This window comes from Streptomyces sp. NPDC013187 (assembly GCF_042899705.1).
Taxonomy (GTDB): Bacteria; Actinomycetota; Actinomycetes; order Streptomycetales; family Streptomycetaceae; genus Streptomyces; species Streptomyces hawaiiensis_A.
This window is the reverse complement of sequence record NZ_JBIBAF010000001.1, coordinates 545,049-569,090: the sequence shown is the minus strand read 5'-3', so window position 1 is coordinate 569,090 and position 24,042 is coordinate 545,049. Positions and strand designations below refer to the sequence as shown.

General features: G+C 73.2%; 16 protein-coding genes and 2 tRNA genes. 7 read left to right on the top strand and 11 right to left on the bottom strand.

The annotated features are described in order from the left end of the window. Positions 1-496 precede the first annotated feature (496 nt). From ACFY5B_RS02650 to ACFY5B_RS02640, 3 genes are all read right to left on the bottom strand, one after another. Positions 497-1,303 carry a hypothetical protein gene (locus ACFY5B_RS02650; RefSeq protein WP_389963415.1) on the bottom strand — a complete coding sequence of 269 codons (807 nt, stop codon included), beginning with the start codon at positions 1,301-1,303 and terminating at the stop codon, positions 497-499. A gap of 304 nt (positions 1,304-1,607) precedes the next feature. Beyond that, positions 1,608-1,680 (bottom strand) — tRNA-Arg (locus ACFY5B_RS02645). Positions 1,681-1,879: 199 nt separating this feature from the next. Continuing rightward, a tRNA-Ser gene (locus ACFY5B_RS02640) sits at positions 1,880-1,970 on the bottom strand. A 184-nt stretch (positions 1,971-2,154) separates the two neighbouring features. Here ACFY5B_RS02640 and ACFY5B_RS02635 point away from each other — a divergent pair. Continuing rightward, complete coding sequence (locus tag ACFY5B_RS02635; RefSeq protein WP_389963412.1) at positions 2,155-2,673, top strand: SSI family serine proteinase inhibitor; 519 nt, start codon at positions 2,155-2,157, stop codon at positions 2,671-2,673. 642 nt (positions 2,674-3,315) lie between these two features. Further along, the gene (locus tag ACFY5B_RS02630) at positions 3,316-8,589 is read left to right on the top strand and encodes a PAS domain-containing protein (RefSeq protein WP_389963409.1); all 5,274 of its coding nucleotides are present in this window, start codon (positions 3,316-3,318) and stop codon (positions 8,587-8,589) included. Between the two features lie 89 nt (positions 8,590-8,678). Here the strand turns inward: ACFY5B_RS02630 and ACFY5B_RS02625 are convergent, their stop codons facing one another. Further along, the gene (locus ACFY5B_RS02625; protein WP_389963406.1) at positions 8,679-9,257 is read right to left on the bottom strand and encodes a TetR family transcriptional regulator; all 579 of its coding nucleotides are present in this window, start codon (positions 9,255-9,257) and stop codon (positions 8,679-8,681) included. Between the two features lie 129 nt (positions 9,258-9,386). On the opposite strand from ACFY5B_RS02625, the gene ACFY5B_RS02620 reads away from it, so the two are divergent. Continuing rightward, positions 9,387-10,586, top strand: a complete 1,200-nt coding sequence (locus ACFY5B_RS02620; RefSeq protein ID WP_389963404.1) for an MFS transporter — start codon at positions 9,387-9,389, stop codon at positions 10,584-10,586. 91 nt (positions 10,587-10,677) lie between these two features. On the opposite strand, the gene ACFY5B_RS02615 is transcribed toward ACFY5B_RS02620, so the two are convergent. The 6 genes from ACFY5B_RS02615 to ACFY5B_RS02590 all read right to left on the bottom strand — a co-directional run bounded on the left by ACFY5B_RS02615 (position 10,678) and on the right by ACFY5B_RS02590 (position 16,320). Then, positions 10,678-12,321 (bottom strand): long-chain fatty acid--CoA ligase, encoded by a 1,644-nt coding sequence (locus ACFY5B_RS02615; protein WP_389963698.1) that lies wholly within the window; start codon positions 12,319-12,321, stop codon positions 10,678-10,680. Between the two features lie 160 nt (positions 12,322-12,481). After that, on the bottom strand, positions 12,482-13,042 hold the full coding sequence (locus ACFY5B_RS02610; protein ID WP_389963401.1) for a SigE family RNA polymerase sigma factor: 561 nt from the start codon (positions 13,040-13,042) through the stop codon (positions 12,482-12,484). A 133-nt stretch (positions 13,043-13,175) separates the two neighbouring features. Beyond that, positions 13,176-14,348: a lipid-transfer protein gene (locus tag ACFY5B_RS02605; RefSeq protein WP_389963398.1), complete on the bottom strand. Its 1,173-nt coding sequence runs from the start codon at positions 14,346-14,348 to the stop codon at positions 13,176-13,178. Positions 14,349-14,490: 142 nt separating this feature from the next. Beyond that, positions 14,491-14,898 carry a MaoC family dehydratase gene (locus ACFY5B_RS02600; RefSeq protein ID WP_389963395.1) on the bottom strand — a complete coding sequence of 136 codons (408 nt, stop codon included), beginning with the start codon at positions 14,896-14,898 and terminating at the stop codon, positions 14,491-14,493. Next, on the bottom strand, positions 14,895-15,809 hold the full coding sequence (locus tag ACFY5B_RS02595; protein ID WP_389963392.1) for a bifunctional MaoC family dehydratase N-terminal/OB-fold nucleic acid binding domain-containing protein: 915 nt from the start codon (positions 15,807-15,809) through the stop codon (positions 14,895-14,897). The genes ACFY5B_RS02600 and ACFY5B_RS02595 overlap by 4 nt, the downstream gene beginning before the upstream one ends. 184 nt (positions 15,810-15,993) lie before the next feature. Beyond that, positions 15,994-16,320 carry a hypothetical protein gene (locus ACFY5B_RS02590; protein ID WP_389963389.1) on the bottom strand — a complete coding sequence of 109 codons (327 nt, stop codon included), beginning with the start codon at positions 16,318-16,320 and terminating at the stop codon, positions 15,994-15,996. Between the two features lie 370 nt (positions 16,321-16,690). On the opposite strand from ACFY5B_RS02590, the gene ACFY5B_RS02585 reads away from it, so the two are divergent. From ACFY5B_RS02585 to ACFY5B_RS02570, 4 genes are all read left to right on the top strand, one after another. Further along, complete coding sequence (locus tag ACFY5B_RS02585) at positions 16,691-17,557, top strand: bifunctional DNA primase/polymerase (protein WP_389963386.1); 867 nt, start codon at positions 16,691-16,693, stop codon at positions 17,555-17,557. A gap of 37 nt (positions 17,558-17,594) precedes the next feature. After that, on the top strand, positions 17,595-18,059 hold the full coding sequence (locus ACFY5B_RS02580; protein ID WP_389963384.1) for a hypothetical protein: 465 nt from the start codon (positions 17,595-17,597) through the stop codon (positions 18,057-18,059). A gap of 9 nt (positions 18,060-18,068) precedes the next feature. After that, a complete protein-coding gene (locus ACFY5B_RS02575; RefSeq protein WP_389963381.1) occupies positions 18,069-18,593 on the top strand; it encodes a DinB family protein in 525 nt (174 codons plus the stop codon). Positions 18,594-18,674: 81 nt separating this feature from the next. Continuing rightward, positions 18,675-19,247, top strand: coding sequence for a GNAT family N-acetyltransferase (locus ACFY5B_RS02570; protein ID WP_389963378.1), 573 nt, complete (start codon positions 18,675-18,677; stop codon positions 19,245-19,247). A 173-nt stretch (positions 19,248-19,420) separates the two neighbouring features. On the opposite strand, the gene ACFY5B_RS02565 is transcribed toward ACFY5B_RS02570, so the two are convergent. Next, a complete protein-coding gene (locus ACFY5B_RS02565; protein WP_389963375.1) occupies positions 19,421-23,803 on the bottom strand; it encodes a hypothetical protein in 4,383 nt (1,460 codons plus the stop codon). Between the last annotated feature and the right edge of the window lie 239 nt (positions 23,804-24,042).

Genomic DNA, 24,042 nt, shown 5'->3' with positions numbered 1-24,042 from the left:
GAGACTTGGGCACCTTGCGCCTCAGGCGTCAGCCTCAGCAGCACCGTCATGCCCGACCGCTGTCGCGGAAGGCGGATCAACTCTCCGAGGTGATCCAGCACGAGATCAAGGGCGTTGCCGCTTCTGCCGTAACGGACTTCGCAGGAGCGGGCGGCAGCTTCGGTAGCCCATCCACCACGAAGAACGGGCCCCCATCGAGCCGCGCAGCTCGAACCGCTCGAGGCCCTGTGTGTCCGCGCCGGCGTCCGCAGGGTCCGATTCCCGGCCTGCGCCACACGGACGCCTCGCTGCTCCACGAACAGGGTGCCGACGCTCGCATGATCAAGGAAGTCCTCGGCCACAGCACCATCCGCGTGACCGGGAGATTTACACCTACGTACGGCTCGACTCCCAGCGCTTGGCGTTCGACCGTGTCGGGGACGCGCTCAAGTAGGCCGGAGGCCTCACTCCGCTGTGAGGGCCCGCGCCAAGACACACTGGTGCGGGCCCTTGCGCCCTACCGGCACCCGCCGGGCGGGCACGGGTTGTGGCAACCGCCGGGCGGACAACCGCCCTTGTCACCCGGGTAGTAGTCCTCCTCGCTGCTACCGCTGTCTCCATTGCTGCCGTCATCGGACGATCCGTTGCCAGGGTCTACGTAGTCCGGATCGACGTAGTCGGGATCGTTCTCGGGGATCTTGTAGAGCCCTTTGGAGGACGGGCACGCCTCGCCCTCCTGTACGGCAAGAAGGGTGATATCAGGTTCATGGTCCAGCCGTGTCCCCACCCTGACGCTCTGGAAGCACACCTTCCAGTGCGCGTAGTCACCGACTTCGTTGTTCGTGTCAGAAGCAGCCTCGTCCTCGTAGGCGGCCTTGATGACAACAGCGCCGACAGCATCGCCCAGCTTCTCCACCGCCTCGGCGTACGTGGTGCCCTTCACGTCCGGCATCTTGGGCCAGGGAATCCGCTGACCATCCTTCTCCGGGCACGGTGCCCCGTCGGGCACGGCTGCGAAGTCAACCTTGCTCAAGGTCGCCTTTTCGAAGCAAACGGTCCAGTCCCCACCCGGAGTCTTGTCCTGGTCGCTGGCGTCGTGGACCACGACCCTCAGTCCGGTCTGCCTTGCTCGCTCCAAGGCGCTGTCGACGCTCTTTCCGATCTGGCTCCCGGCTGAGCTCGGAGTGGCCGTGATCGTCACCGTCGTCTTCGGCGTCGCCGCCACGTCGTCACAGCCATCGCCACAAGACCTGAGCAGGAGTGCGAGCAGCACCACCGCCAAGACGGTCATGCCGCCGAACAGCCCCTTTTCACGCCTGTTCATGACCAAAGTGATGCCCCCCCTGGTTCGCACGGGCAGCCCCGGGAGACCGCCCGGGGTGCGGGACTGCCGTCCCCCCATGGCCCCCCAGGAAGACGGCGAGCACGTGACCATCAGCAGCGGGCCGGATGACGATCCGCGCGTATCGGGTTCTATCGGAGGGAGAGAGGTGATGGCAACGGATAGGACAAAAGGCAGCGACCGCTCAGCACCCATCACCGCGCGAACCACGGTTGCCGTCAATCACTGCCGTCAAGGCAAAAGCCAGAGGCCCTGTGGATCTCTCCACAGGGCCTCTGGTGTGCTGTGCACTCGGCAGGATTCGAACCTGCAACCTTCTGATCCGTAGTCAGATGCTCTATCCGTTAAGCTACGAGTGCTTGTTCTGTTTTTTCGCCGCTCTCGGGCCTTCCGGCTCGCTCGCGGCGACAGGAAGAACATTACATGACTGCCGCCGCCATGTGAAATCCGTTAGCCGCACCCCTTGTGAGCTGCGGAAACGGCACTTCAGGCCACACTTCCGGGGGGGGCAACGACAGCGAAGCCCCGGTCGAGAGACCGGGGCTTCGTGATCGAGTGCGGAGGCGGAGGGATTTGAACCCTCGATGGGCTTTAAGACCCAAACCGCATTAGCAGTGCGGCGCCATAGACCGGACTAGGCGACGCCTCCAGCATCACTCCCGCGCGAGCGCGAGCGGTGCGTGCCGATGATGACACAGTCGAGCGTGCTGTCACCAATCGACCCCCACGGTACTAGGCGGACCGGGCACGGAGCAAAGACCTTGTCAGGCCTGTGCGGGCCCCGCTCGGGCGTCCGTGCGCAACATACGGGGCCGCCTCGCGTTAGGCAGGGCATGTTGCGTACCCCCTCCCGGGCCACCGCCCGCCCCGCCCTGCGGCGCCTCCTCGTCGGCGTCGCCGCCTCCGTCGCCGCCGCCGGGTCGCTGACCGCGGTGCCCCCGGTCGCGTATGCCCAGGCCGACGGAGCCGGTCTGCCGTCCCCGACCAGGCCCGGCGAGCTCCGGGACCGGGATCACCTCACCGTCACCGTGCGGAACGCCGGCGGCGGGGCCGACGGAACGTTCGAGCTGTACTGCAACCCCGACGGCGGCAGCCATCCCGACCCCGGCGGCGCCTGCGCCGCCCTGGAGCGGGACACGCGGTGGGGGCGGGACGCCTTCGCGCCCGCGTCGGAGGGCGGCTTCTGCACCATGCAGTACGGCGGCCCGGCCACCGCGCACGTCACCGGCACCTGGGCCGGACGTCCCGTCGACGCCACCTACGACCGCCGCGACGGCTGCCAGATCTCCAGGTGGGACCGGCTCGTGCCGCTGCTGCCGGCCATGGGAGGCAACCGAGGCGCCAAGACCTGAGCCACCGGTACGCCCGTCGGCTGCTACCCCCGTCGGTTCCTACCCCCGTCGGTTCCTACGCCCGTCGGTTCCTACGCCCGTCGGTTCCTACGCCCGTCGGTTCCTACGCCCGTCGCTCCGTACGCCCACACCATCCATTCGCCCACCCCGTCCATCCGCCACCCCGGTCCATCCGCCCACCCCCGTCCGTTCGCCCACGCCGTCCATCCGCTCGGCACGGCACTGCGCGGCGGGCCGTGCACGGCAGGCCGTGCGCGACGGCTGGGCCTGGGGCGGTGGGGCGGCAGGTCGTCGGGGCGGCAGAGCGCCGAGGGGACGAACCCCTGAGCGGCGTCCGGGGTCCCGCGCCGCGCATCCCATTTGCGCCACTCTCCGCCCCCATCACGCCAGCCCGGCCAAAAGCTACAGAAAAGCCGTCGTCGTAAAGGTCCCGCGAAGGTCCCGCGACGTCGTCGCAGGAGGGCGGGTGTTTGACGGTTACTCGGTCGTCAGTTCGGCGTCACTTCCTCGTGCGACCTCCCTCCCATCCGGCGTCGCGAGCGCAACCGCAGCCCTTAGACTCCCTCGCGTGACACGCCGCGGGACGGTTGGCAAGATGGCCCGAGCGGTCGGCAAGGTGCGGTAACAGGGAGGAAGCGTCTCGTGAGCAGCAGGCCATCCCGAGGCGCTGCTCGCCTCGCAGCCATACTGGACGCCCTTCCGGACGCGTTGGTGCTGGTCAACGCCAACGGCACGGTCGTCAACGCCAACACCATCGCCCTGGAGGCCTTCGAGACTCCGGGCACCGCCCTGGTGGGGCGCGGGCTGCTCGATCTGCTGCCGCAGTTCGACTCCAAGCTCATCCCCGGCTCCATGCGCCGGCCGGAACACCTCGATCCACACGCCCGGACCAAGCCGACCCGGATGATCGCGCGCAGGACCGACGGGACCGAGTTCCCCGTCGAGGTCACCAGTGCGAATCTCGAGAACGGCCAGCAGGCCTACGACGGTTACGGCTACACCGGCGACGAGCTGCTCATGCTCGTCGTGCGGGACCTGTCCGGGACCGTCGACACCGAGGCCGAGCTCGCCCGGTCCCAGCGGCAGACCGAGATGATCCTGCGGGCCGCGGCCGAAGGCGTCGTCGGCACCGACACCGACGGGCGGATCGTGCTCGTCAACCCGGCCGCCGCCCAGATACTGGGTTTCCGGGCCAGCGACCTCGGCGGACGCGAGCTGCACGACCTCGTGCTGCACTCGCGCGCCGACGGCTCGCCCTTCCCGTACGAGGACTCGCCGCTCGCCGACACCCTGCGCTCCGGGCGCAAACACCGGGTGCGCGGGCAGGTGCTGTACGCCAAGGACGGCGGCAAGGTGCCGGTCGACCTGACGACCGCGCCCGTGCGCGACGGCGACCAGCTCGTCGGCGCCGTGATGACCTTCACCGACCGGCGGCCCTACGACGCCGTCGTCGAGGAGAAGGAAGCGGCGGAGAAGCGTCACGCCGAGGAACTGGAGCGGATCGCCGAGGAGCATGCCTCAGAGCTCACCGCGCTGCGCCAGCAGCACGTCACCGAGCTGGAGGAGCTGACCGAGCGCCACGCCGAGGAGGTCGCCGCCAACGAGGACCGCTACGCGGCGCTCGGGGAGCGTGAGAACGACCGGTTCGAGGCGCTCGCCGCCCGGCACGAGCAGTTGCTGACCCTGCTCGGCCGGTCGCTGCGCGGGCCGCTGGAGGAGCTGCGCCGCGAGCTGGCCGCGCTCGCCGCCGACGACGCCGGGCAGCTGTGGCCCGAGGCCAACCAGGTGCTGCACCACCTGTCGGCCGGCTATGCGCGCATCACGACACTGATCGACAACGTCCTCGGGTACCAGCGGCTCGACGCGGGCAGCGAGAGCGTCGCCCGTACGAAGGTGATGCTGGACGCCGTCGTCGCCGCCGGGGTCGACGGGGCCGTCGAGCTCATCGGGCCCGGGCGGGTGCAGTTCGCCGTGCACGCGCCGCCCATCGAGGCCGAGGTCGATCCCCGGCTGCTCGCGACCGCCCTCGCGCATCTCGTCGCGGACGTGGCAGGGGTCGACGCCACCGGCAACACGCCCGTGTCGGCGGGCGGTTACCTGGACAACACCGTCGTGGTGGCTGCGGCGCAGCGCGGCGAGGTCGTCCGCATCGAGGTGCGCGGGCCGTACGCCGGTGGCGACACCGTGCACGAGCCCATCGTGCGCGGGATCGTCCGGGCCCACGGCGGTGTGCTGCAGACGCACGACGTGCCGGGGATGAGCGGGAGCGCGTACGTCCTCGAGGTGCCGATCGGGGGCGGGGCCGGAGCTGTTGCCGCCCAGCCGGTGGACGAGTCCGCCGCGCTCGCCCTCGTCGAACCCGCTGCCGTCGACCCTGCTGCCGTCGACCCCGGTGTCATGGACCCCGCTGCCGTCGACGCCGCCGAGCAGAGCTCCGGTGGGGGGCGGCGCCGGGCGCGGCGGGTCACCACCGACGCCTTCCTGGACGGGGACGTTCCGGGTGGTGAGGGCGACGGGACCGGTGCTCCCGGGGTCGAGGGGACCGGTCGTCCCGGAGGCGAGGGGACCGGTGGTCCCGGAGCCGACGGGGCCGTGCCCACCGGGCGGCGCAGGCGGCGGGCCGCCGGGGAGCCGGCCGCTCTTCCGGCGCAGGCGTCCGGTGAGGACGCCGCGGCGGGCGGCCCGTCCGGCGGCACCGGGCGTCGGCGGCGCGCGGCCGAAGAAGCCGGTGCGGACGGCGTCGGCAGTGCCGTCCAGGGCATCGCCGAGGGGGCCGTGGTGACGGCCGCCGAGCACGCGGCGGGCACCGCCGCCTCGAACACGGGCCTGGGCGGAACCGTGCCGCCCCAGGGTGTGCCCGCGCCGTCCGGGCGACGGGCCCGGCGGGAGCCCGGTGAGCAGGCGGCGCTGCCGCCCGCCCTGCCCGCGCCGTCGTCCGGCGATGAGGCCGCCGGTTCCGCCGATGCGGCTCAGGGGCAGGGCCAGCAGCCGACCGGGCGCCGACGGCGTGCGCTGGCCGCGGCCAACGAGCGGGCGGCCGCTGCGCAGGAGGCGGCCGGGCCGCGTCCGGTGTTCGCGCTGCCGCCGGCCGGGTCCGATCAGACTCCGCCCCCGGCGCAGCACGAGGCCCCGGCTCAGACCGACCAGGAGCAGCAGGTCAACGGCGGCCCCGTCGGAACGCCCGGTGCCGCACCGGGTGCCGCACCGGATGTGGTGCCGAGTGTGGTGCCCGTCCAGGGGCAGGTACCGGTCCAGGGACAGGTGCCGGCTCAGGGGCAGGTACCGGTCCAGGGACAGGTGCCAGCTCAGGGGCAGGTGCCGGTCCAGGGACAGGTGCCCGCCCAGGGGCAGGCACCGGTCCAGGGACAGGTGCCCGCCCAGGGGCAGCCGCAGCAGGCCGTGGCGGGTCCCGGGGCGGCCGGTGCCGGTGACGGGGTGGCCGATGAGGGGCGGCACGACGCCGTTCCGCACGACCAGTCCGCCGATCACACTCCGCCGCAGCCGCATCCGACCAGTGCGCCGACCGGCCGTCGGCGCCGGGCCGTCGCGGCGCCGCAGCCGGCCGAGGAGGCCGGAGCGCCGGCGCCCGGGGCTGCCGACCAGGTGGGTCCTGTACCCGCGAGTTCCGTACCTGCGGGCTCCGCACCTGCGGGTTCCGTACCTGCGGGTTCCGTACCCGCGGGACCTGCACCTGCGGGTGTCGCGCCCGTAGGCCCCCCGGCGGCCGGGCCCGTGCCTGCCGGTTCCCTGCCTGCCGCTTCCGTGCCGGCAGGGCCCGTGCCCGCCGGAGCCGGACAGGGCATTCCCGCACACCAGGACGCCACCGGCCAGGTCCCGCTGGGGCAGGCCGCGCCCGGCCAGGCCGCGCCCGTGCAGGGCGGTGTCGCCGCCACCCCCGTCGCGCCGGGTACGGCCGTGCCGCCGCAGGGCGTGCCGGTGTCGGCGCAGGGCAACGCCGTACCTCCGCAGGGCAACGCCGTACCTCCGCAGGGCAACGCCGTTCATCCGCACGGCAACGCCGTACCTCCGCAGGCACACGCCGTACCGCCGCAGGGTGTGTCCGTACCCGCTCAGGGTGGGCTCGGGCAGAGTGTGCAGGCGGCCCTCCCGGGGCAGGTCCTGCAGCCCTCGGTCCCGGCCCAGCCCCTGCCGCAGCACGGAATCGCCGCACCGGGTCAGCCCGCCGCCGGTGGGCCGCTCCCCGCGGAGGCCGCTCCGGGGCAGGCCGCTCCGGGGCAGGGCGCCCCACCCCAGGGCGCGCCCGCTCAGGCGACTCCGTCCCAGGGCACGCCCGCTCAGGCAACTCCGCCTCAGGCAATTCCGGCCCAGGGAGCTCCGGCCCAGGGAGCTCCGGCCCAAGGAGCTCCGGCCCAAGGAGCTCCGGCCCAAGGAGCTCCGGCCCAAGGAGCTCCGGCTCCGGGCGCAGGCGCCCACGGCACCCCGCCGCAGGGTGGCACCCCGGGCGCCCAGCCCTGGCCCGCCGCCGACGACACGTCGGGGACCGGGATCGGGCACCCGGCGCCCGCGAACGGCACACCGCCCCGGGCCGCGCAGCAGCACACCCCCGCGCCGGGCACGCCGCTGCCGCCGGAGGGCCCGCCGCGGGCGGCTCAGCCGTTGCCCGCGGAGGCCGCGGCGCCCGTCGATCCGAACTCCACACAAGGACGTGCGATCAGCGTGCGGACGCTCGGCCAGGGTGTGCCGTTCACCCGGCAGGCGGCCCAGGTCCAGCAGCCGTCGGCCCTGTCCGCCCCGCAGTCCGCCGCGCTGCAGTCGGCGACGCCTCCCCCGCACCAGCCGGGCGGGTCGGGCCGGCGCCGTAAGCTCGGTACGCCGCCCGACCCGGCGGCGCGTACGGACCAGGCGGCCCGCCCGGAGCAGGGGCAGCCGCGTCCGGCGGGCCAGGGGGCCCGTCCGGAGCAGTCCGCGCGGCCGCATCCGGCGTCCGAGCACACGCCGCCGCCGGTCGCCGCGCAGGTCCGCGCCCCGGCCACCGCCCCCGTCCCGGCACAGCCGTCCCTCGCCGGTCAGTCGCGCCTCGCGCAGATGACGGAGGGCGGCGGACGGTCGTACGCCATAGGCGCACCGGACGAGAACGCCGCCGAGGGGCCGGAACCGCTGGACGGGCCCGGCGGGGCGGTCGAGGTGGCGGACACGCCGCGGCCGCAGCCGATGGACGACGAGTTGCCGCCCGAGCCGCTGGACAACCCGCGGCGGCTGCTGGTGTGGCCCGCGCCGGACGTCAGCACCCAGCAGGCGCTGAGCGACCGCGGCTACCGGCCGGTGATCGTGAACTCGCGCGAGGAGGTCGACGCGCAGATCGCGGCGTTCCCGGCCGCGCTGTTCGTCGACCCGCTGACCGGGCCGATCACGCGTACGGCCCTGCAGTCGCTGCGGCAGGCCGCCGTGGCCGCCGAGGTGCCCGTGCTGGTCACCGCGGGACTCGGGCAGGCCTCGCGGGACGCGGCGTACGGCGCCGATCCGGCCGTGCTGCTGAAGGCACTGGCGCCGCGCGACACCGAGCAGCACCCGCCGCGGGTCCTGCTGATCGAGGAGCACGCGGAGATCGCGCTGGCGCTGACGGCGACCCTGGAGCGACGCGGGATGCAGGTCGCGCGGGCCGCGAGTGACGCGGACGCGGTGACGCTGGCGGGACAGTTCCGGCCGAACCTGGTCGTGATGGACCTGCTGCAGGTACAGCGGCGGCAGGAGGGCTTCGCCGGGATCGTCGACTGGCTGCGGGCGAACGGGCAGCTCAATCGCACCCCGCTCGTCGTGTACACGGCCGCCGTCGACCAGGCCGACCTGCCGCGGCTGGCCTCCGGGGAGACGGTGCTGTTCCTCGCGGAGCGGTCCACCAGCAACGAGGTGCAGTCCCGGATCGTCGACCTGCTCAGCCGCATCGGGACCAACTAACAGGCCCTACGCCGCGTCCGCGCGGTCCCGCACGTCCCACGACGCCTGGCCCGCCCTGGCGGCGAACGTCGGGACGGTGCGGACGCGCCCTAGCGTGCCGTCAGCCGGCGCGCCGCCTCCTTCACCGATGCGCGCAGGCGGTCCCGGTCCGGCTCGCTTTCGCCGACCAGGATGCGCCGCATCTGCGGCACGACGGCGGTCCAGTTGGCGAGGGCGGTGAGCAGGAACAGCAGATCGCCCGCCGGGATCGCGTCGGTGACGACGCCACGGTCCTGGGCGTCCTGGAGGGCGGCGACCTTGCGGGCGTAGTGCTCCTGGCGGGCGGACTCGTGGGGCAGTTCGGAGCTGCCGTACTCCAGGCCCTCCCAGAAGAGCAGGCGCAGCAGCTCCGGGTGGGCGGCGTGGTAGTCCATCACCCGGTCGATCCAGCTCTCGATGTCGTCCGGGTCGACCGGGACGTCCTCGGCGACATGGAGCATCTTCTTCTCGAGGACGATCGCGAACAGCTCCGACTTGTTGCCGAAGTAGGCGTAGATGAGCTGTTTGTTGGCTTTCGCCTCGGCGGCGATGCGGTCGATGCGGGCGCCGGCGATGCCGTGCCGGGCGAACTCGGCGACCGCCGCCTCGAAGATCCGGGCCTTGGTGGCCTCGGGGTCCCTTGCTGCCATGCAGGAGAGGGTAGCGCGACGGGTAACCAACTGTTTGGTTGACAGGGAGGAGCGGGGCGGCTCAGACTGTTCACCCGCCAGCCAACCAACCAGTTAGTTGCTAGAGCCGACTCCAAGGAGTCCCCACCCATGCCGTCAGCGACCACCACCGCCGCCCGGGCCACGAGCCGTGTGCGGCAGACCCGTGAACCCGCACCCGGGCTCTTCCTCACCCTGCTCGCCGTGTGCAGCGCGGTCACCGCCGCCAACATCTACCTCGCCGCCCCGCTGCTCCCGCTCATGGCCCGCGACTTCGGCTCGGCGCCCTCGGCCATCGCCTGGATCGCCTCGGTCGCCCAGCTCGGCTACGCGGTCGGCCTGCTGTTCTTCGCCCCGCTCGGCGACAGTGCGAACCGGCGCCGGCTGGTCGCCGGGCTCACGCTCGTCACCGCGCTCGCGCTGGGAGCCAGTGCGGCCGCTCCGGACGCCGGGGCCCTCGCGGTCGCGATGTTCGTCGCCTCGGCGGCCACCGTCATCCCGCAGCTGCTCGTGCCGCTGGTCGCCGAGCGGGCTCCCGCCGAGCGGCGTGCCCTGCACGTCGCGGCGGTCATCGCGGGCCTGTTCGTCGGCATCGTCGGGGCCCGTGTGCTGGGCGGGCTGGCCGGGCAGGCCTTCGGCTGGCGGTGGGTGTTCGCCGGTGCGGCCGTGCTCACCCTCGTCCTGGGGCTCGCGACCGCGGTGGTCCTGCCGTCGCGGCGGCGTCGGCAGGGTCCGCTGTTCGCCGGGCTGGTCGCGCTGCCGTCGGTGCTGCGGAGCTCGCCGGAGCTGTGGCGGGCGTGCGTGCGACAGGCCGGGATGTTCGGTGCGTGGAGCGCGCTGTGGACCTCGTTGACGCTGTTGCTGACCGGGCCGGCGTACGGGCTGTCCGCCGCGACCGCCGGGTTGTTCGGGGTGTTCGGCCTGACCGCGAGTGCGGTGGCGCCGCTGGCGGGCGGGCTCGTGGACCGGTTCGGGGCTGCGCGGGTCGTGCGGTCGGCGTATCTGGTCGCCGCCGTGTCCGTGCCGCTGTTCTGGCTGGGCGGGCAGGTGCTGGGGGCGCTGTGCGCCGCGGCGGTCGCCGTGCACGCGGCCCTGGTCGCCTCCCACGTCGCCAACCAGACCCTGGCCCTGACCGCGACCGCCACCCCCGCCACGGCCAACACCGCCTATGTGGTCGCCGGCTTCGCGGGCGGCGCGACCGCTTCGGCCCTCGCGGGGGTGGCGTTCAGCCACTTCGGGTGGGGCGGTGTGTGTGTCGTGGCGGGGGTGTGGCTGGCGCTCGGGTGGGGCGTGACCGCCGTACGACGGTGAGGGGCGGGGGCCCGCCCTACGACGGTGAGGGGCCGGGGGCCCGCCGTACGACGGTGAGGTGACGCCGTACGGCGGGCCGGGGGCGGGTCGGTCAGAGGCTGGTGACGTCCAGCTCCCCCTGCGCGTACTGCCGGCGCAGGACCTTCTTGTCGAACTTTCCTACGCTCGTCTTCGGGACCGCCTCGATGACCGTCCAGCGTTCCGGGAGCTGCCACTTGGCGATGTGGCCCTCGTCGGCGAGGAAGGCGCGCAGGGTCTCGAAGGTGGCGGTGGAGCCCTCCTTGAGGACGACCGTGGCCAGGGGGCGCTCGCCCCACTTCTCGTCGGGGACGGCGACGACGGCCGCCTCGGCGACGTCGGGGTGGGACATCAGCGCGTTCTCCAGCTCCACCGACGAGATCCACTCGCCGCCGGACTTGATGACGTCCTTGGCCCGGTCGGTGAGAGTGAGGTAGCCGTCGGCGGAGATCGTGCCGACGTCGCCCGTCTTGAGCCAGCCGTCCTCGCTGAACTTGTCGGCGGGACGGAGGGGTTCGGCGTCGGGGCCGTTGTAGTAGGCGCCCGCGATCCAAGGGCCGCGCACCTCCAGCTCGCCGGCGGACTCGCCGTCCCAGGGGAGGCGTTCGCCCCCGGGGCCGGTCAGGCGGCCCTCGACGCCGGCCGGGAAGCGGCCCTGGGTGAGGCGGTAGGCGAACTCCTCCTCCGTGCCGGCCACACCGGCCGGCGGACGGGCGATCGTGCCGAGCGGGGACGTCTCCGTCATGCCCCAGGCGTGGCAGACCCGCATGCCCAGCTTGTCGAAGGCCTCCATCAGCGAGGGCGGACAGGCCGAGCCGCCGATGGTGACCTGGCCGAGGGACGAGACGTCACGGGGGTGCGCCGTCAACTCGGCGAGCAGGCCCTGCCAGATGGTCGGGACGGCGGCCGCGTGCGTGGGCTTCTCGCTCTCGATCATCGTGGCGAGCGGGGCCGGCTGGAGGAAGCGGTCCGGCATCAGCATGTTCACGCCGGTCATGAACGTGGCGTGCGGCAGACCCCAGGCGTTCACGTGGAACTGGGGGACCACGACCAGCGAGGTGTCCTGGTCGGTCAGGCCCATCGACTGGGCCATGTTGACCTGCATGGAGTGCAGGTAGATGGAGCGGTGGCTGTAGACCACGCCCTTGGGGTCGCCGGTGGTGCCGGAGGTGTAGCACATGGCGGCGGCCTGGCGTTCGTCCAGCTCGGGCCAGTCGTACGAGGTCGGCTTGCCGGTGATCAGGTCCTCGTACTCGTGGACGCGGACGCCCGCACCGTCGAGGAGGGAGCGGTCCCCGGGGCCGGTGACGACCACGTGCTCGACCGGCTTCAGGTGCGGCAGCAGCGGGGCGAGCAGGGGGAGCAGGGAACCGTTGGCGATGATCACGCGGTCGGCGGCGTGGTTGACGATCCAGGCCAGCTGCTCGGGCGGGAGGCGCAGGTTCAGGGTGTGGAGGACCGCGCCCATGGACGGGATCGCGAAGTAGGCCTCGACATGTTCCGCGTTGTTCCAGGCGAGGGTCGCGACGCGCTCGTCGCCGGTGACGCCGAGGTCGTCCTTCAGCGCGTGCGCCAGCTGGGCCGCTCGTGCGCCGATCTCCGCGAAGGAGCGGCGGTGCGGCTCGTCCTCACCGGTCCAGGTGGTCACCTGCGACGTCCCGTGGATCGTCGACCCGTGGGTCAGGATCCTTGAGATCAACAGCGGTACGTCCTGCATGGTGCTCAGCACGGCGTCCTCCCGGGGGCGACTTTGCCTACGCGGTGGTAAAGGTTGCGCTGATTCTGCGCACATACCGCGTGGTATGTCACTAGGACCGGGTGATCGATCAGATCACGCCATGCCGGAGGGGCAGCTCACAAGGGGGCGGGGCACCGCCTCACTGGCGGACAAGTCCCAGCTCAGCGTCCTCGCGGAGCTTGCCGATCGCCCGGGAGACGGCCGACTTCACCGTGCCCACCGAAACGCCGAGCACCTCGGCCGTCTGGACCTCGCTGAGGTCCTCGTAATACCTGAGGACCACCATCGCCCGCTGCCGGACGGGCAGCCGCATGATCGCCCGCCACATCGCGTCGCGCAGCGCCTGCTGCTCGGCCGGGTCGTCACCGCCCGCAACCGGGTCCGGCTCGGGCAGCTCGTCGCAGGCGAACTCGTCCACCTTGCGCTTGCGCCACTGCGAGGTCCGGGTGTTCAGCAGCGCCCGGCGCACATAGCCGTCGAGGGCGCGGTGGTCCTCGATACGCTCCCAGGCGACGTACGTCTTGGCGAGCGCGGTCTGCAGCAGGTCCTCCGCGTCGCTCGGGTTGCCGGTGAGCGAGCGGGCGGTACGCAGCAGCACCGGCTGGCGGGCCCTGACGTACGACGAGAACGACGGGTACGGAAGGGTCTGCGCCGCTGGTCCGGCCGCCTTCGAAGCGCTCGTGCAGACGAGTGTGGTCATGGCTCAACGCTATGAGCGGGGGCACGGCGAGCGGATCGGCCGCAGGTCCCGAAGCGGGGTCCCCCTCAGGTTGTACGGGTAGGGCCTGCCGCACCTCCTGTAGGTGGAGCGAAGGGCCCGCGGTACTGCGGGTTCACCCCTGGGGGTCCGCGGTCAGCACGAGCCCCGACGTCGGCACACCCGTCCCGGCCGTCACCAGGACCCGCTCCGCTCCCGGTACCTGGTTCGCCGCCGTGCCCCTGATCTGCCGGACGGCCTCCGCGATGCCGTTCATGCCGTGCAGGTACGCCTCCCCGAGCTGCCCGCCGTGCGTGTTGAGCGGCAGGCGCTCCCCGGCCACGAAGTCCGCCGCCTCGCCGGGGCCGCAGAAGCCGAACTCCTCCAGCTGCGTCAGCACGAACGGCGTGAAGTGGTCGTAGAGGATCCCGACGTCGATGTCGGCCGGGGCGAGCCCCGAGGTGCGCCACAGCTGCCGGGCGACGACCGCCGCCTCGGGCAGGCCGGTCAGGTCGTCGCGGTAGTAGCTGGTCATCTGCTCCTGGGCGCGTCCGGCGCCCTGGGCGGCCGCGGCGATCACGGCGGGCGGGTGGGGCAGGTCGCGGGCGCGTTCGGCGGAGGTGACGACGAGGGCCTGGCCGCCGTCCGTCTCCTGGCAGCAGTCGAGCAGGCGCAGCGGTTCGACGATCCAGCGGGAGGCGGCGTGGTCGGCCAGGGTGATGGGCCGGCCGTGGAAGTGGGCCGCCGGGTTGGTCGCCGCGTATTTCCGGCCGGCGACCGCCACGTGCCCGAAGGCCTCCGGGGTCAGCCCGTAGGTGTGGAGGTAGCGCTGGGCCGCCATCGCCACCCACGAGGCCGGGGTGAGCAGGCCGAACGGCAGCGACCAGCCCAGGGCCGTGCCCTCCGCCGAGGGTTCCCGGTGCCGCACCCCGGAGCCGAAGCGGCGGCCCGAGCGCTCGTTGAACGCCCGGTAGCAGACGACCACGTCGGCCACGCCCGCGGCGATCGCCAGGGCGGCCTGCTGGACGGTGGCGCAGGCCGCGCCGCCGCCGTAGTGGACGCGGGAGAAGAAGGAGAGCTCCCCGATGCCCGCCGCCTGGGCGACGGTGATCTCGGGGCTGGTGTCCATGGTGAAGGTGACCATTCCGTCGACGTCGGCCGGTGTCAGTCCGGCGTCCGCGAGGGCCGCCCGCACCGCCTCGACGGCGAGGCGCAGTTCGCTGCGGCCCGAGTCCTTGGAGAACTCGGTGGCCCCCACGCCGACGACGGCAGCGCCCCCACCGAGACCGCCCCGCCCTCGCCCACTCATGCCCGGCCCGCCCGTCCTCGCCCACTCATGCCCGGCCGCCCGCCCTCGCCCACTCATGCCCGGCCGCCCGTCCTCGCCCGCGCTCGCCTTTGCCCGCCCCGCCCACTCCGGCTCATACCGAGACCGCCCGGACCTCTCCCACTCACGACGAGACGCCCTCTCCCGCTCCTGCCGGGACCCTGACCGTCACCGTGCCCGTGACGTGTTTGCCGAGGCCGTTCGCGCCGACGATCCGGACCGTCACGGTGTCGCCGTCGACCTCCTCGACCGTGCCGGTCAGCACCATCGTGTCGCCGGGGTGGTTGGGCGCGCCCAGCCGGACGGCGACCCGGCGCAGCTGCGCACGCGGGCCGAAGTGGTCCGTGATGTAGCGGCCGACCAGGCCGTTGGTCGTCAGGATGTTCATGAAGATGTCGGGGGAGCCCTTCTGCCGGGCGAGCTCCGGGTCGTGGTGGACGTCCTGGTAGTCGCGGGAGGCGATCGCCCCGGCGACGATCAGGGTGCGGGTGATCGGGATCTCCAGCGGCGGGAGCCGGTCCCCGGCCTTCACGGCGTCACCCCCCGGAAGACGGGCAGCACCAGCTCGTCGTCGTAGCGCCGGAACTCCAGCCGCACCGGCATGCCGATCCGGACCTTGTCGTACGGCACCCCGACCACGTTGCTGACGATCCGCACGCCCTCGGCGAGCTCGATCAGGCCGACCGCGTAGGGAGGCTCGAAGGCCGGAAAGGGCGGGTGGTGCATCACGACGTACGAGTAGACCGTGCCCTCGCCGCTCGCCCCGACGGTGTCCCAGTCCGGGGAGCCGCACGTGTTGCAGCCCGGCAGCCAGGGGAAACGCAGGGTGTCGCAGGCCGTACAGCGCTGGATGAGGAGCTCGTGGCGGGCCACGCCGTCCCAGAAGCCGGCGTTGTCGCGGTTGACGACGGGGCGGGGGCGGCGTTCCGCCGGTGTCGAAGGCCGGTGTGCCGGGGCGTACTTGAGGATGCGGAAGCGGTGGATTCCGGCCGGTTCCCCGCCCGCGCGGACGTCCGTGCGGGTCGTGACGAAGTAACCGGCCCCGAGCTTCGTGGTCTTGCGGCCGGACACCGACTCGATCACCGAGTCGAAGGTGATCTCGTCGCCCGGGCGCAACGGGCGCAGGTACTCCTGCTCGCAGTCGGTGGCGACCACGGCGTCGTGGCCCGACGCGTCGAGCAGGGTGAGGAGTTCGTCGTAGGCCGCCGTGCGTTCCGGGCGGCGGGTGAGGCCGGCCATGGTCCAGGCCTGGAGCATGGTGGGCGGAGCGATGGCGTCCGGGCCCGTGTACGCGGGGCTGGTGTCGCCCATGGCCTCGCACCAGTGCCTGATCATCGGCTCGTTGACGGGGTCGCGGCCCAGCCCGGTGGCGGCGGCCGGCAGGCCCTCGTAGGCCTTCAGGCGCGCCTCGAACTCCTCGTGGACCTCCGGCTCACCTCTCACGGTTTCTGACTGTCCGTCAGATCTATCGCGCAGTCAAGACCCCGGCCCGGCCCCGCCAGGACACCTCGGGACGCGAAAACGCCTGCGCGGCAGTACCGGAGTACCGCCGCTCAGACGTTTGCGACCCCACGAAGCACACCCCTCACAGCATCCGGGCCGGTGCCGGCGCACCGGCCCGCTCAGCTCACCACCACAGCGGGGAGAAGCTGACGGCGGTGTTGGCGTTGCCCTGGTTGACGGCCGTGGGCTCGGTGCCGTTGACCTGGGCGGTGTTGCTCTGGTTCGAGGTGCCGTCGCCGAGGGCCTGCTGCTGGGTGGTGGCCGCGTTGCCGAAGTTGTCGCCGCCGACACCGCTGCCGAGGACACCCTGCTCGGTCTCCGTGGCGGACGCGATGGATCCGTTGTCCGCGAAGGCGCCGTTGTCCGCCGTCGCGACACCGGTGAAGAGGACGGCTGCGAGCGGAAGGGCGGAGACGGCCGCGATGACGCGGGCGGTACGGATGCTTGCCATGTTTCTTGTCCCTCCAGGACTGATCGAACCGAGGACGCACCGGCTGGTGACCGTTCGGTGCGTGAACCACTGCTGTCACCAGGGAAGTTGGCCGACCGCCCCGGTGCGGTGCTCGACGTCGCGAGTCCAGAGTTGCCCACCGAATCCCCGGCGAACCACCCCGGAAGCCGCCTTTCCCACGCAAGCGTGAGGACAAGTCGATAAACCCCTATGCGTCACTTCCGTACCGGACGGGAGTGAAAGGGGGCGTTCGAACCCGGGTGTCGCAAGGGGCGAAGCGTTCCAGCACTTCTTCCGGCCGCCACCCGGCTCCGGCGCGTCGCACCCGTTCCCCCTTTCCTTTTTCGAACGTACGTACGAAACTAGAGGCATGGCCACCACCGACCGGCAGGCCACGACGCTGGCCCTCGCACACGCCCTGTCAGCCGCCGAACGCGGACTGGCCGTCCTCCCCCTGTCCCGCTCCAAGCTCCCGGCCCTGCGCTCCCCGCACCGCGACGACCCCGCGCCCTCCCCCTGCCACGGCGCGTGCGGCCGCCTCGGGCACGGGGTCTACGACGCCTCCAGCGACCCGGACCGCATTCGCGAGCTGTTCGCCGCCGCGCCCTGGGCGACCGGCTACGGCATCGCCTGCGGGCTGCCCCCGCACCATCTGATCGGCCTCGACCTGGACGTGAAGACCGGCACGGACTCCTCGGCCGCCCTGCGCGAGCTGGCGCTGCGGCACCTGTTCACGATCCCGCCGACCGTGGTCGTCGTGACCCCGTCCGGCGGGCGGCACCTGTGGCTGAGCGGCCCGCCCGAAGCGGTCGTCCCCAACTCGGCGGGCCGGCTCGCCCCCGGCATCGACGTCCGGGGCGCGGGCGGCTACCTGGTCGGCCCCGGCTCCCGCACGGGCCAGGGTGTGTACGCCGCCGCCCCGGGCACCGCGCACCTGGCCCCCGCCCGCTGCCCGCGCTCCCTGCTGCGGCTGCTGATCCCACCGCCCCGCCCCCACCACCCCGTCCCCGCGGCGACCGGCGGGCACGGCCAGGGCCTGGTCCAGTTCGTGCTGGCCGCGCACGAGGGCCAGCGCAACACCCGCCTGTTCTGGGCGGCCTGCCGGGCCTACGAGGACGGCATCGGCCCGGCGCTGGTGGACCCCCTGGTCGACGCGGCTCTGAACACCGGCCTGTCCGAGCGGGAGGCCAGGGCGACGATCGCCTCGGCGGCACGGATGACGGGGCACCGGCCGTGAGCACGGCCCCGCCCACGACCACCAGCGAAAGACCTCGATGCAACACCACGCAAAGACGCCGGCCCTGGCGCTCGCCCGCCTCGTCCTGGCCTCCGGCCGCCCGGTGGACCTCGCCGAGCTGCGGTTCTCGTCGACGTACGGCGACCTGCAGGACGGCTACCCCTGCAAGCCGCTGAACGACCTGCGGATCCGGAGCCTCCTGCACACCGCCGAGCGGTCCCGCCCGGGCACGCCGGTGCACCTCGTCCCGCCGCGGCGCGAGTACCCCGACCAGTACGCGGGCGGCCTCGGGCCGGTCGAGGTACTGCCCGCGGTGGCCTGCCTCGGCACGTTCCACTCCACGGCCCTGGATCCGGCCCACGACCCGGTCGCCTACCGCTCGCGCCTGACCGTCGTCTGGTTCCAGCCCACGCCCCGCCTGCCGTCGGACTGCGACGCCGAGCCGGCCCTGCGGGACCTCGACTGGGCGGTACTGGCCCGGGACGCCCCCGCTCCCCCGTAGGGTCGCCCGATGAACGCTTCCCGCGTCGAACTGCCGCGCTGGCAGTTCGAGTTCACCTGGTCACTGTTCGAATACCACCTGGAGCGGCTGGAGCCCGGGGATTTCCTCTGGGAGCCCGCGGAGCTCTGCTGGACGATGCGCCGGGGGCCCGACGGCACCTGGGTCCCGGACTGGGCGGACACCGAACCCGACCCGGTCCCCGTCCCCACCCTCGGGTGGGTGAGCTGGCACATCGGGTGGTGGTGGAGCGTCGCCCTCGACCACCTGCGGGGCCGCCCGCCCCGGGACCGCGAGGACATCGTCTGGCCCGGCGAGGGCGCCCCGACGGTCGAGTGGCTGCGGGACCTGCGCGTCCAGTGGCTGAAGGTCCTGGACGGCCTCACCGACCAGGACCTGGACGCCACGGCACCGTTCCCCTGGCCGAACGACCCCGAGCACACCGTCGAGCACATGGTGGCCTGGGTGAACGCGGAGCTGATGAAGAACGTCAGCGAGATCGGCCAACTGCGGCTGCTGCGGGTGGCGTCCGCCTAGAACGCAGGGCCCGGGGTGTTCCACCCGGGCGGGCTCCCGGCCTGCGGGGCGCGCCTGCCCGGTGCGTGGCATCGTGGGGGCATGAGCATCGACGTGCGCCCGGCCACGGACTTCGAGGGCGTCCGTGCCGTGCTCGGGCCGAAGTCGCCCGGGGCGAACGTCTGCTGGTGCCTGAGCTACCGGATCCCGTCCAAGCTCAACAACGAACTGCGCGGCCCGGCCCGCGGTGAGTACGTCGCCGGGCTGTGCCGCGCGGAGCCGCCCCCGGGCGTGCTCGCCTTCGACGGTGACGAACCGGTCGGCTGGGCCGCCGTCGCCCCGCGCGCGGACACCTCCTTCGCCCGCAACCGCAAGATCCCGCACCTCGACGACCTGCCCGTGTGGTCGCTGTGGTGCGTCCGGGTCCGCCCGGGGCATCGCAGGCAGGGCATCTCGCACGCCCTCATCGCCGGCGCGGTCGCGTTCGCCCGGGACCGGGGCGCACCGGTGATCGAGGCGTACCCACTGGACAACGGCGACGCCAGGGTCGACCTGACCATGGCGTACGCGGGGCTGCGGAAGAACTTCGAACGGGCCGGCTTCGTTCACGCGGCGGACACGACCTCGGTCCTGGCCGGTCATCCCCGGATTCTGATGCGCCTCGACCTGCGCTGAGCAGACGCGCCTCGACCCGCGCCGAGAAAAGGCCCGACCGCTGGCGACGGGGGATGCACCAGCGGTCGAGCCATGGCCAAGGGTAACAAGCGCTTGCCCACCGCGAGCCGAAGGGCCACCGGGAAAGCCCGGTTGTGACTCGTCTCACTCAACTGCCATGAGGGACGGTCTTCTCAGTCGTCGCACGGCGGGTCATAGGAGAGCCGGGGCAGGTACTCCCGCCAGGTGTCCTGCGTCAGCACGCCCCGGGTCATCGAGCAGATGCGGCGGACGGCCGTGTCGACGTCGAGATTCCAGAGCCGGATGGTGTCCGCGCCGCTCGACACCCCCAGCGTGTGGCTGTTCGGGCTGAACGCGAGGAAGGTGCCGGTCGTGGAGTTGGGGCTCATCGACTGGCCGATCGCGGTGGCGTGCGAGGGGTCGGTCACGTTCCACAGCCGGACGGTGCTGTCGTTGCCGCCGCTGGCCAGGGTGCGGCCGTCGCGGCTGAACGTCAGCGACACGACCGCCTCCGTGTGGCCCGTGAGCAGCGCCTCCTGGGAGGCCTCGGCAAGGTCCGTGATGTCCCAGAGCCGGACGGAGTTGTCGTCGCCGGCGCTGGCCAGCGTGTGGCCGTCGCGGCTGTAGGCGAGCGCGTTGACCGCTCCGAGGTGGCCCCGGAGAGGTTTCCCGATCAGGGTCGCCCGGCCGGGGTGGGTCGCGTCCCACAGCCGGATCGTGCCGTCCGCGCTGCCGCTGGCGAGCGTCCGGCCGTCGGGGCTGAACACGAGGTGGTTGACATAGCCCTTGTGGCCGGTGAGGGGCTTGCCCAGCGGGCGCGGGCGGGCCGGGTCGCCCACGTTCCACAGCTGGATGGTGCGGTCGTCGTAGGCGGTGGCCAGGACCTGCCCGTCCGGGCTGAAGGCCAGCGGGTCGGCGTACCGGATGTGCAGGCGGGCGGGAGAGCCGTGGCGGACCGGGCGTTCGGGGTCGCCGAGGTTCCACAACTCGACCACCCGGTCGCCCGTCACGACGGCGAGGGTGCGGCCGTCCGGGGAGAACTCCAGGGAGCGCACGTCGCCCCTGCCCGGGCGGAAGGGTTCACCCAACCGCACCGGCCTGCCGGGCGTCCGCACGTCCCACAGCCGGATCCGCCCGTCCCGCGCCGCCGTGGCGAGCAGCCGCCCGTCCGGCCGGAACACCCCCGTCCGGCCGGTCATGTCCGACGTCGGCAGCGACCACAGACGGACCTTGTTGTCGCCCGCCCCGGTCGCGAGGGTGCGGCCGTCGGGGCTGAAGCCGAGCGCGTACATCTCCCCGCTGCTGCCCGCGAGGGGCCCGCCGACCTGCGACGGGTACTCCGGGTCGCTGACCTTCCACAGGCTCGCGGTGCTGTCCGCGCTGGCCGCGGCGAGCATGTTCCCGTCGGGGCTGAAGGCCACGGACCAGACCGGCCCGGTGTGGCCGGTGAGCGGCGCGCCGATCGGGGCCGGGCGGCCCGAACCGGCCATGTTCCACAGGCGTACGGTGCCGTCCGCGCTGCCGCTGGCGAGCGTGCGGCCGTCGGGGCTGAAGGCGACGGAGTGCACGGTGGTGGTGTGGCCGGTCAGCGGCGTCCCGGCCGGTTCCGGGCGCGCGGGGTCGGACACGTCCCACAGCCGGACCGTGCCGTCGTCGCCTCCCGCGGCCAGCGTCCGGCCGTCCGGGCTCAACGCCACCGAGCGCACGGCGGCCCTGTGCCCGGTCAGGGGCTTGCCCAGGGCCCGCGGCCGCCGCCGGTCGGCCATGTTCCACAGCCGGACGGTGCGGTCGTCGCCCGCGGAGGCCAGCGTGCGCCCGTCCGGGCTGAAGGCGATCAGGTAGATCGTGCCGTCATGACCGGTCAGGGGCCGGCCGAGCGACTTCGGGTGCGCTGGATCGGTCACGTCCCACAGCCGAATGGTGCCGTCGTCGGAGGCGCTGGCGAGCGTCCGGCCGTCCGGGCTGAACACCGCGCTGCTCACCCAGCTCGTGTGCCCGGTGAGGGGCTTGCCCAGGGGCTTGGGGCGCTTGGGGTCGGCGACGTCCCACAGGCGTACGGTCCGGTCGTAGCTGGCGGTGGCCAGGACCTGTCCGTCCGGGCTGAAGGTCGTGAGGTAGACGGCGCCCGTGTGGCCGGTGAGGGGCGTCGCGAGCGGGGCGTTCACGATGGAGATCAGGCGGCTGTTCGCGCCCTTGTCGTCCGGCCGCAGCCCGTGCGCCACCAGGTCGAGCTGCGCGGACAGCGACGGATCGGTGTCCTGGAGGCGGTCGGACTGGGCGAGCACCTGCTCGAAGACGGCCTCGTCCCGCTGTTTCCAGGCGACCACGGCCGACCCGACGGCCAGCATCGCCAGGACGACCAGTGTCGCCACCGCGCCCCGGCTGATCCAGGTGATGCGCCTGCGCAGCCGGACCGAGGCGGCCAGGAACTCCACCGCGCTGCGGGTCAGGAACGTGTCCCCGGCGGATCTCGCCCAGCCGTGGGCCTGCTCCAGCCGGGAACCCCGGTAGAGCAGGGACGTGTCGCGGTTCGACTCCTCCCAGGCCCGGCCGTCCTCCTCCAGGCGCTGACGCAGCAGATGGCCCTGTCGGTCCTCGTCGATCCAGTCGCGCAACCGGGGCCAGGCGTGCAGCAGCGCCTCGTGGGTGATCTCCACGGTCTCCGCGTCGAGCGTCACCAGCCGGGCGCGGACCAGCGCTTCGAGGGACTCCTCGGTCTTGCCGGGGTCGGCGGACTCCTTCGCCAGCTGACGCCGGGTTCCACGGCGGCGAGTGGCCTGGGTGTCCTCGCCCAGCCGTACCAGGCGGAGCAGCAGCAGCCGGGCGGCGGTGCGCGCGGCCGGGTCGAGGCCGGTCCAGGCCCGTTCGGCGGTCGCCGCGACCGCGCCCTGGATGCCGCCGGCCGCGCGGTAACCGGCCAGGGTGAGCCGGCCCGCCTTCCGGCGCTGCCAGGTGGCGAGCAGGGCGTGCGAGAGGAGCGGCAGCACACCGGCGTCGTGCGCCCCGCCCGGCCCGTCGGCACTGACCTCCCGGACGATCAGCTCCGCCAGCCCCGGTTCCAGCTCCAGGCCGACGGCCTTGGCCGGTCCGTTCACCGCCTCACGCAGCTCCGCGGTGGTCAGGGGCCCGAGCACCATGTGCCGGTGCTGGAGCGCGTCGGCGAGCTCCGGGTACCTCAGGCAGCGGTCGTAGAAGTCGGCGCGTATGCCCAGCACGACGACCGCCGGGGCGGGCCGGCCGGGGCCGGCGGGCGAGCAGGCGGCGTGCAGGACCTCGATGAAGGCGCGCCGGTCCGCCTCGTCGGGGCAGAGGGTGAACGTCTCCTCGAACTGATCCACGATGACGACCGGCCGGGCCCCGGACGATGCTTCCCGCCGGGCCCAGACGCCGACGGCGGCACGGACGGCGTCGGCGAAGGACGCGGTGTCGGGGAAGGGCGCGGTGTCGAAGGGTGCGGTGCAGCGCGAGGCGTTCGGGTCGGGGAGGGGCGCGGTGTCGGGGAAGGGCGCGGTGCAGCGCGAGGCGTTCGGGTCGGGATGGGGCGCGGTGCCGGGGAAGGGCGCGGTGTCGGGGAACGGGGCGGTGGCGGGCTCCAGGGCTGATGGGCCGGGGTTGCCGGCGGGTGATGGCCCGGCGTCGCCTGCGGGTGATGACCCGGGGTTGCCTGCGGGTGATGACCCGGGGTTGCCTGCCGGGGCGGCGCCAAGGCCTGCTGAGGAGGCCGCACCGGTCCCCTCGCCGGCGGCTGACTCCGGTCCCTCTGCCCGGGGCCGGGGCGAGGCTTCTTCCTGGGGGATCTTGACCTGGACGACGGAGGCCAGCTCGGGGATGCAGCGGATCAGCTCCGCCAGCGGATCGCCTCCCGGTACAAGCTGTACGACCTCTCGCGGCCGGCCGCTCCCGTCTTCGCGGACACCGCCGTCACGGCGGTCACCTCCGTCACCGCCCAGCGCGCCGTCCCGCAGGGCGGGCACCAGGCCGGCGTTCAGCAGGGAGGACTTACCCGCCCCGGACGCGCCCACGAGCATGACCAGGCCGCCCGTGCCCGCGACGGCCCCGAGCTGCTTGACGAGCGCGTCCGTGCTCCGCTCCCGGCCGAAGAACCACCGGGCGTCCTCCCGGCGGTAGGAGGCCAGCCCCCGGTACGGGCACACCCCGCCGGGGGTGGACGCGGACTCGTCCGCGGACCGCTCCTCGGCCGCGGAGGGCGCCGGACGCTCACCGACCGGGTCGGCCACCGCGCGTTCCCACAGCCGCTGCCACTGGCCGAGGTCGTACAGACCGGGGGAGACCGGCGTGGGCCGCGAGCGCCGCGCGTCGGGGATCAGCACGTGCAGCACCGCCGCGAGGGCGGGGAACTGTGCCGGGACGTTCCGGGCCCGCCGCCAGTCGCTGATGCGCTGCGCGGACACCCGCACGGGCCGCCCGCGTTCGTCGACCCGCTGGAGCCGGACGACCGCCTCGGACACCCGCTTGAGAGGAGGGTTGCCGGCTTCCTTGTACAGCAGTGCGAGGCGTTCCGCGAAGGCGGTGCGTGCCCCCGAGTCGGAACTCAAGGTCTCAGCTCCTTACTTCCCACGCCTGGACGTCCGGACCGGAAAACTCACTCTATATGGCTGACCTGCGGCGATACCGTCCGCTGGGCACCGGAACCTCCTCCTCCATGGCCGGAAATGGCAGGATCCGGACGCAGCGGCGCACCCACCCGGCCAGCTTCCGTCCGAGGCGGACGATGAGGCTCCACCGTTCGGTACCGGTCCCCACGAGGGGAGGGACCGGTGCCGGACGATGTGGT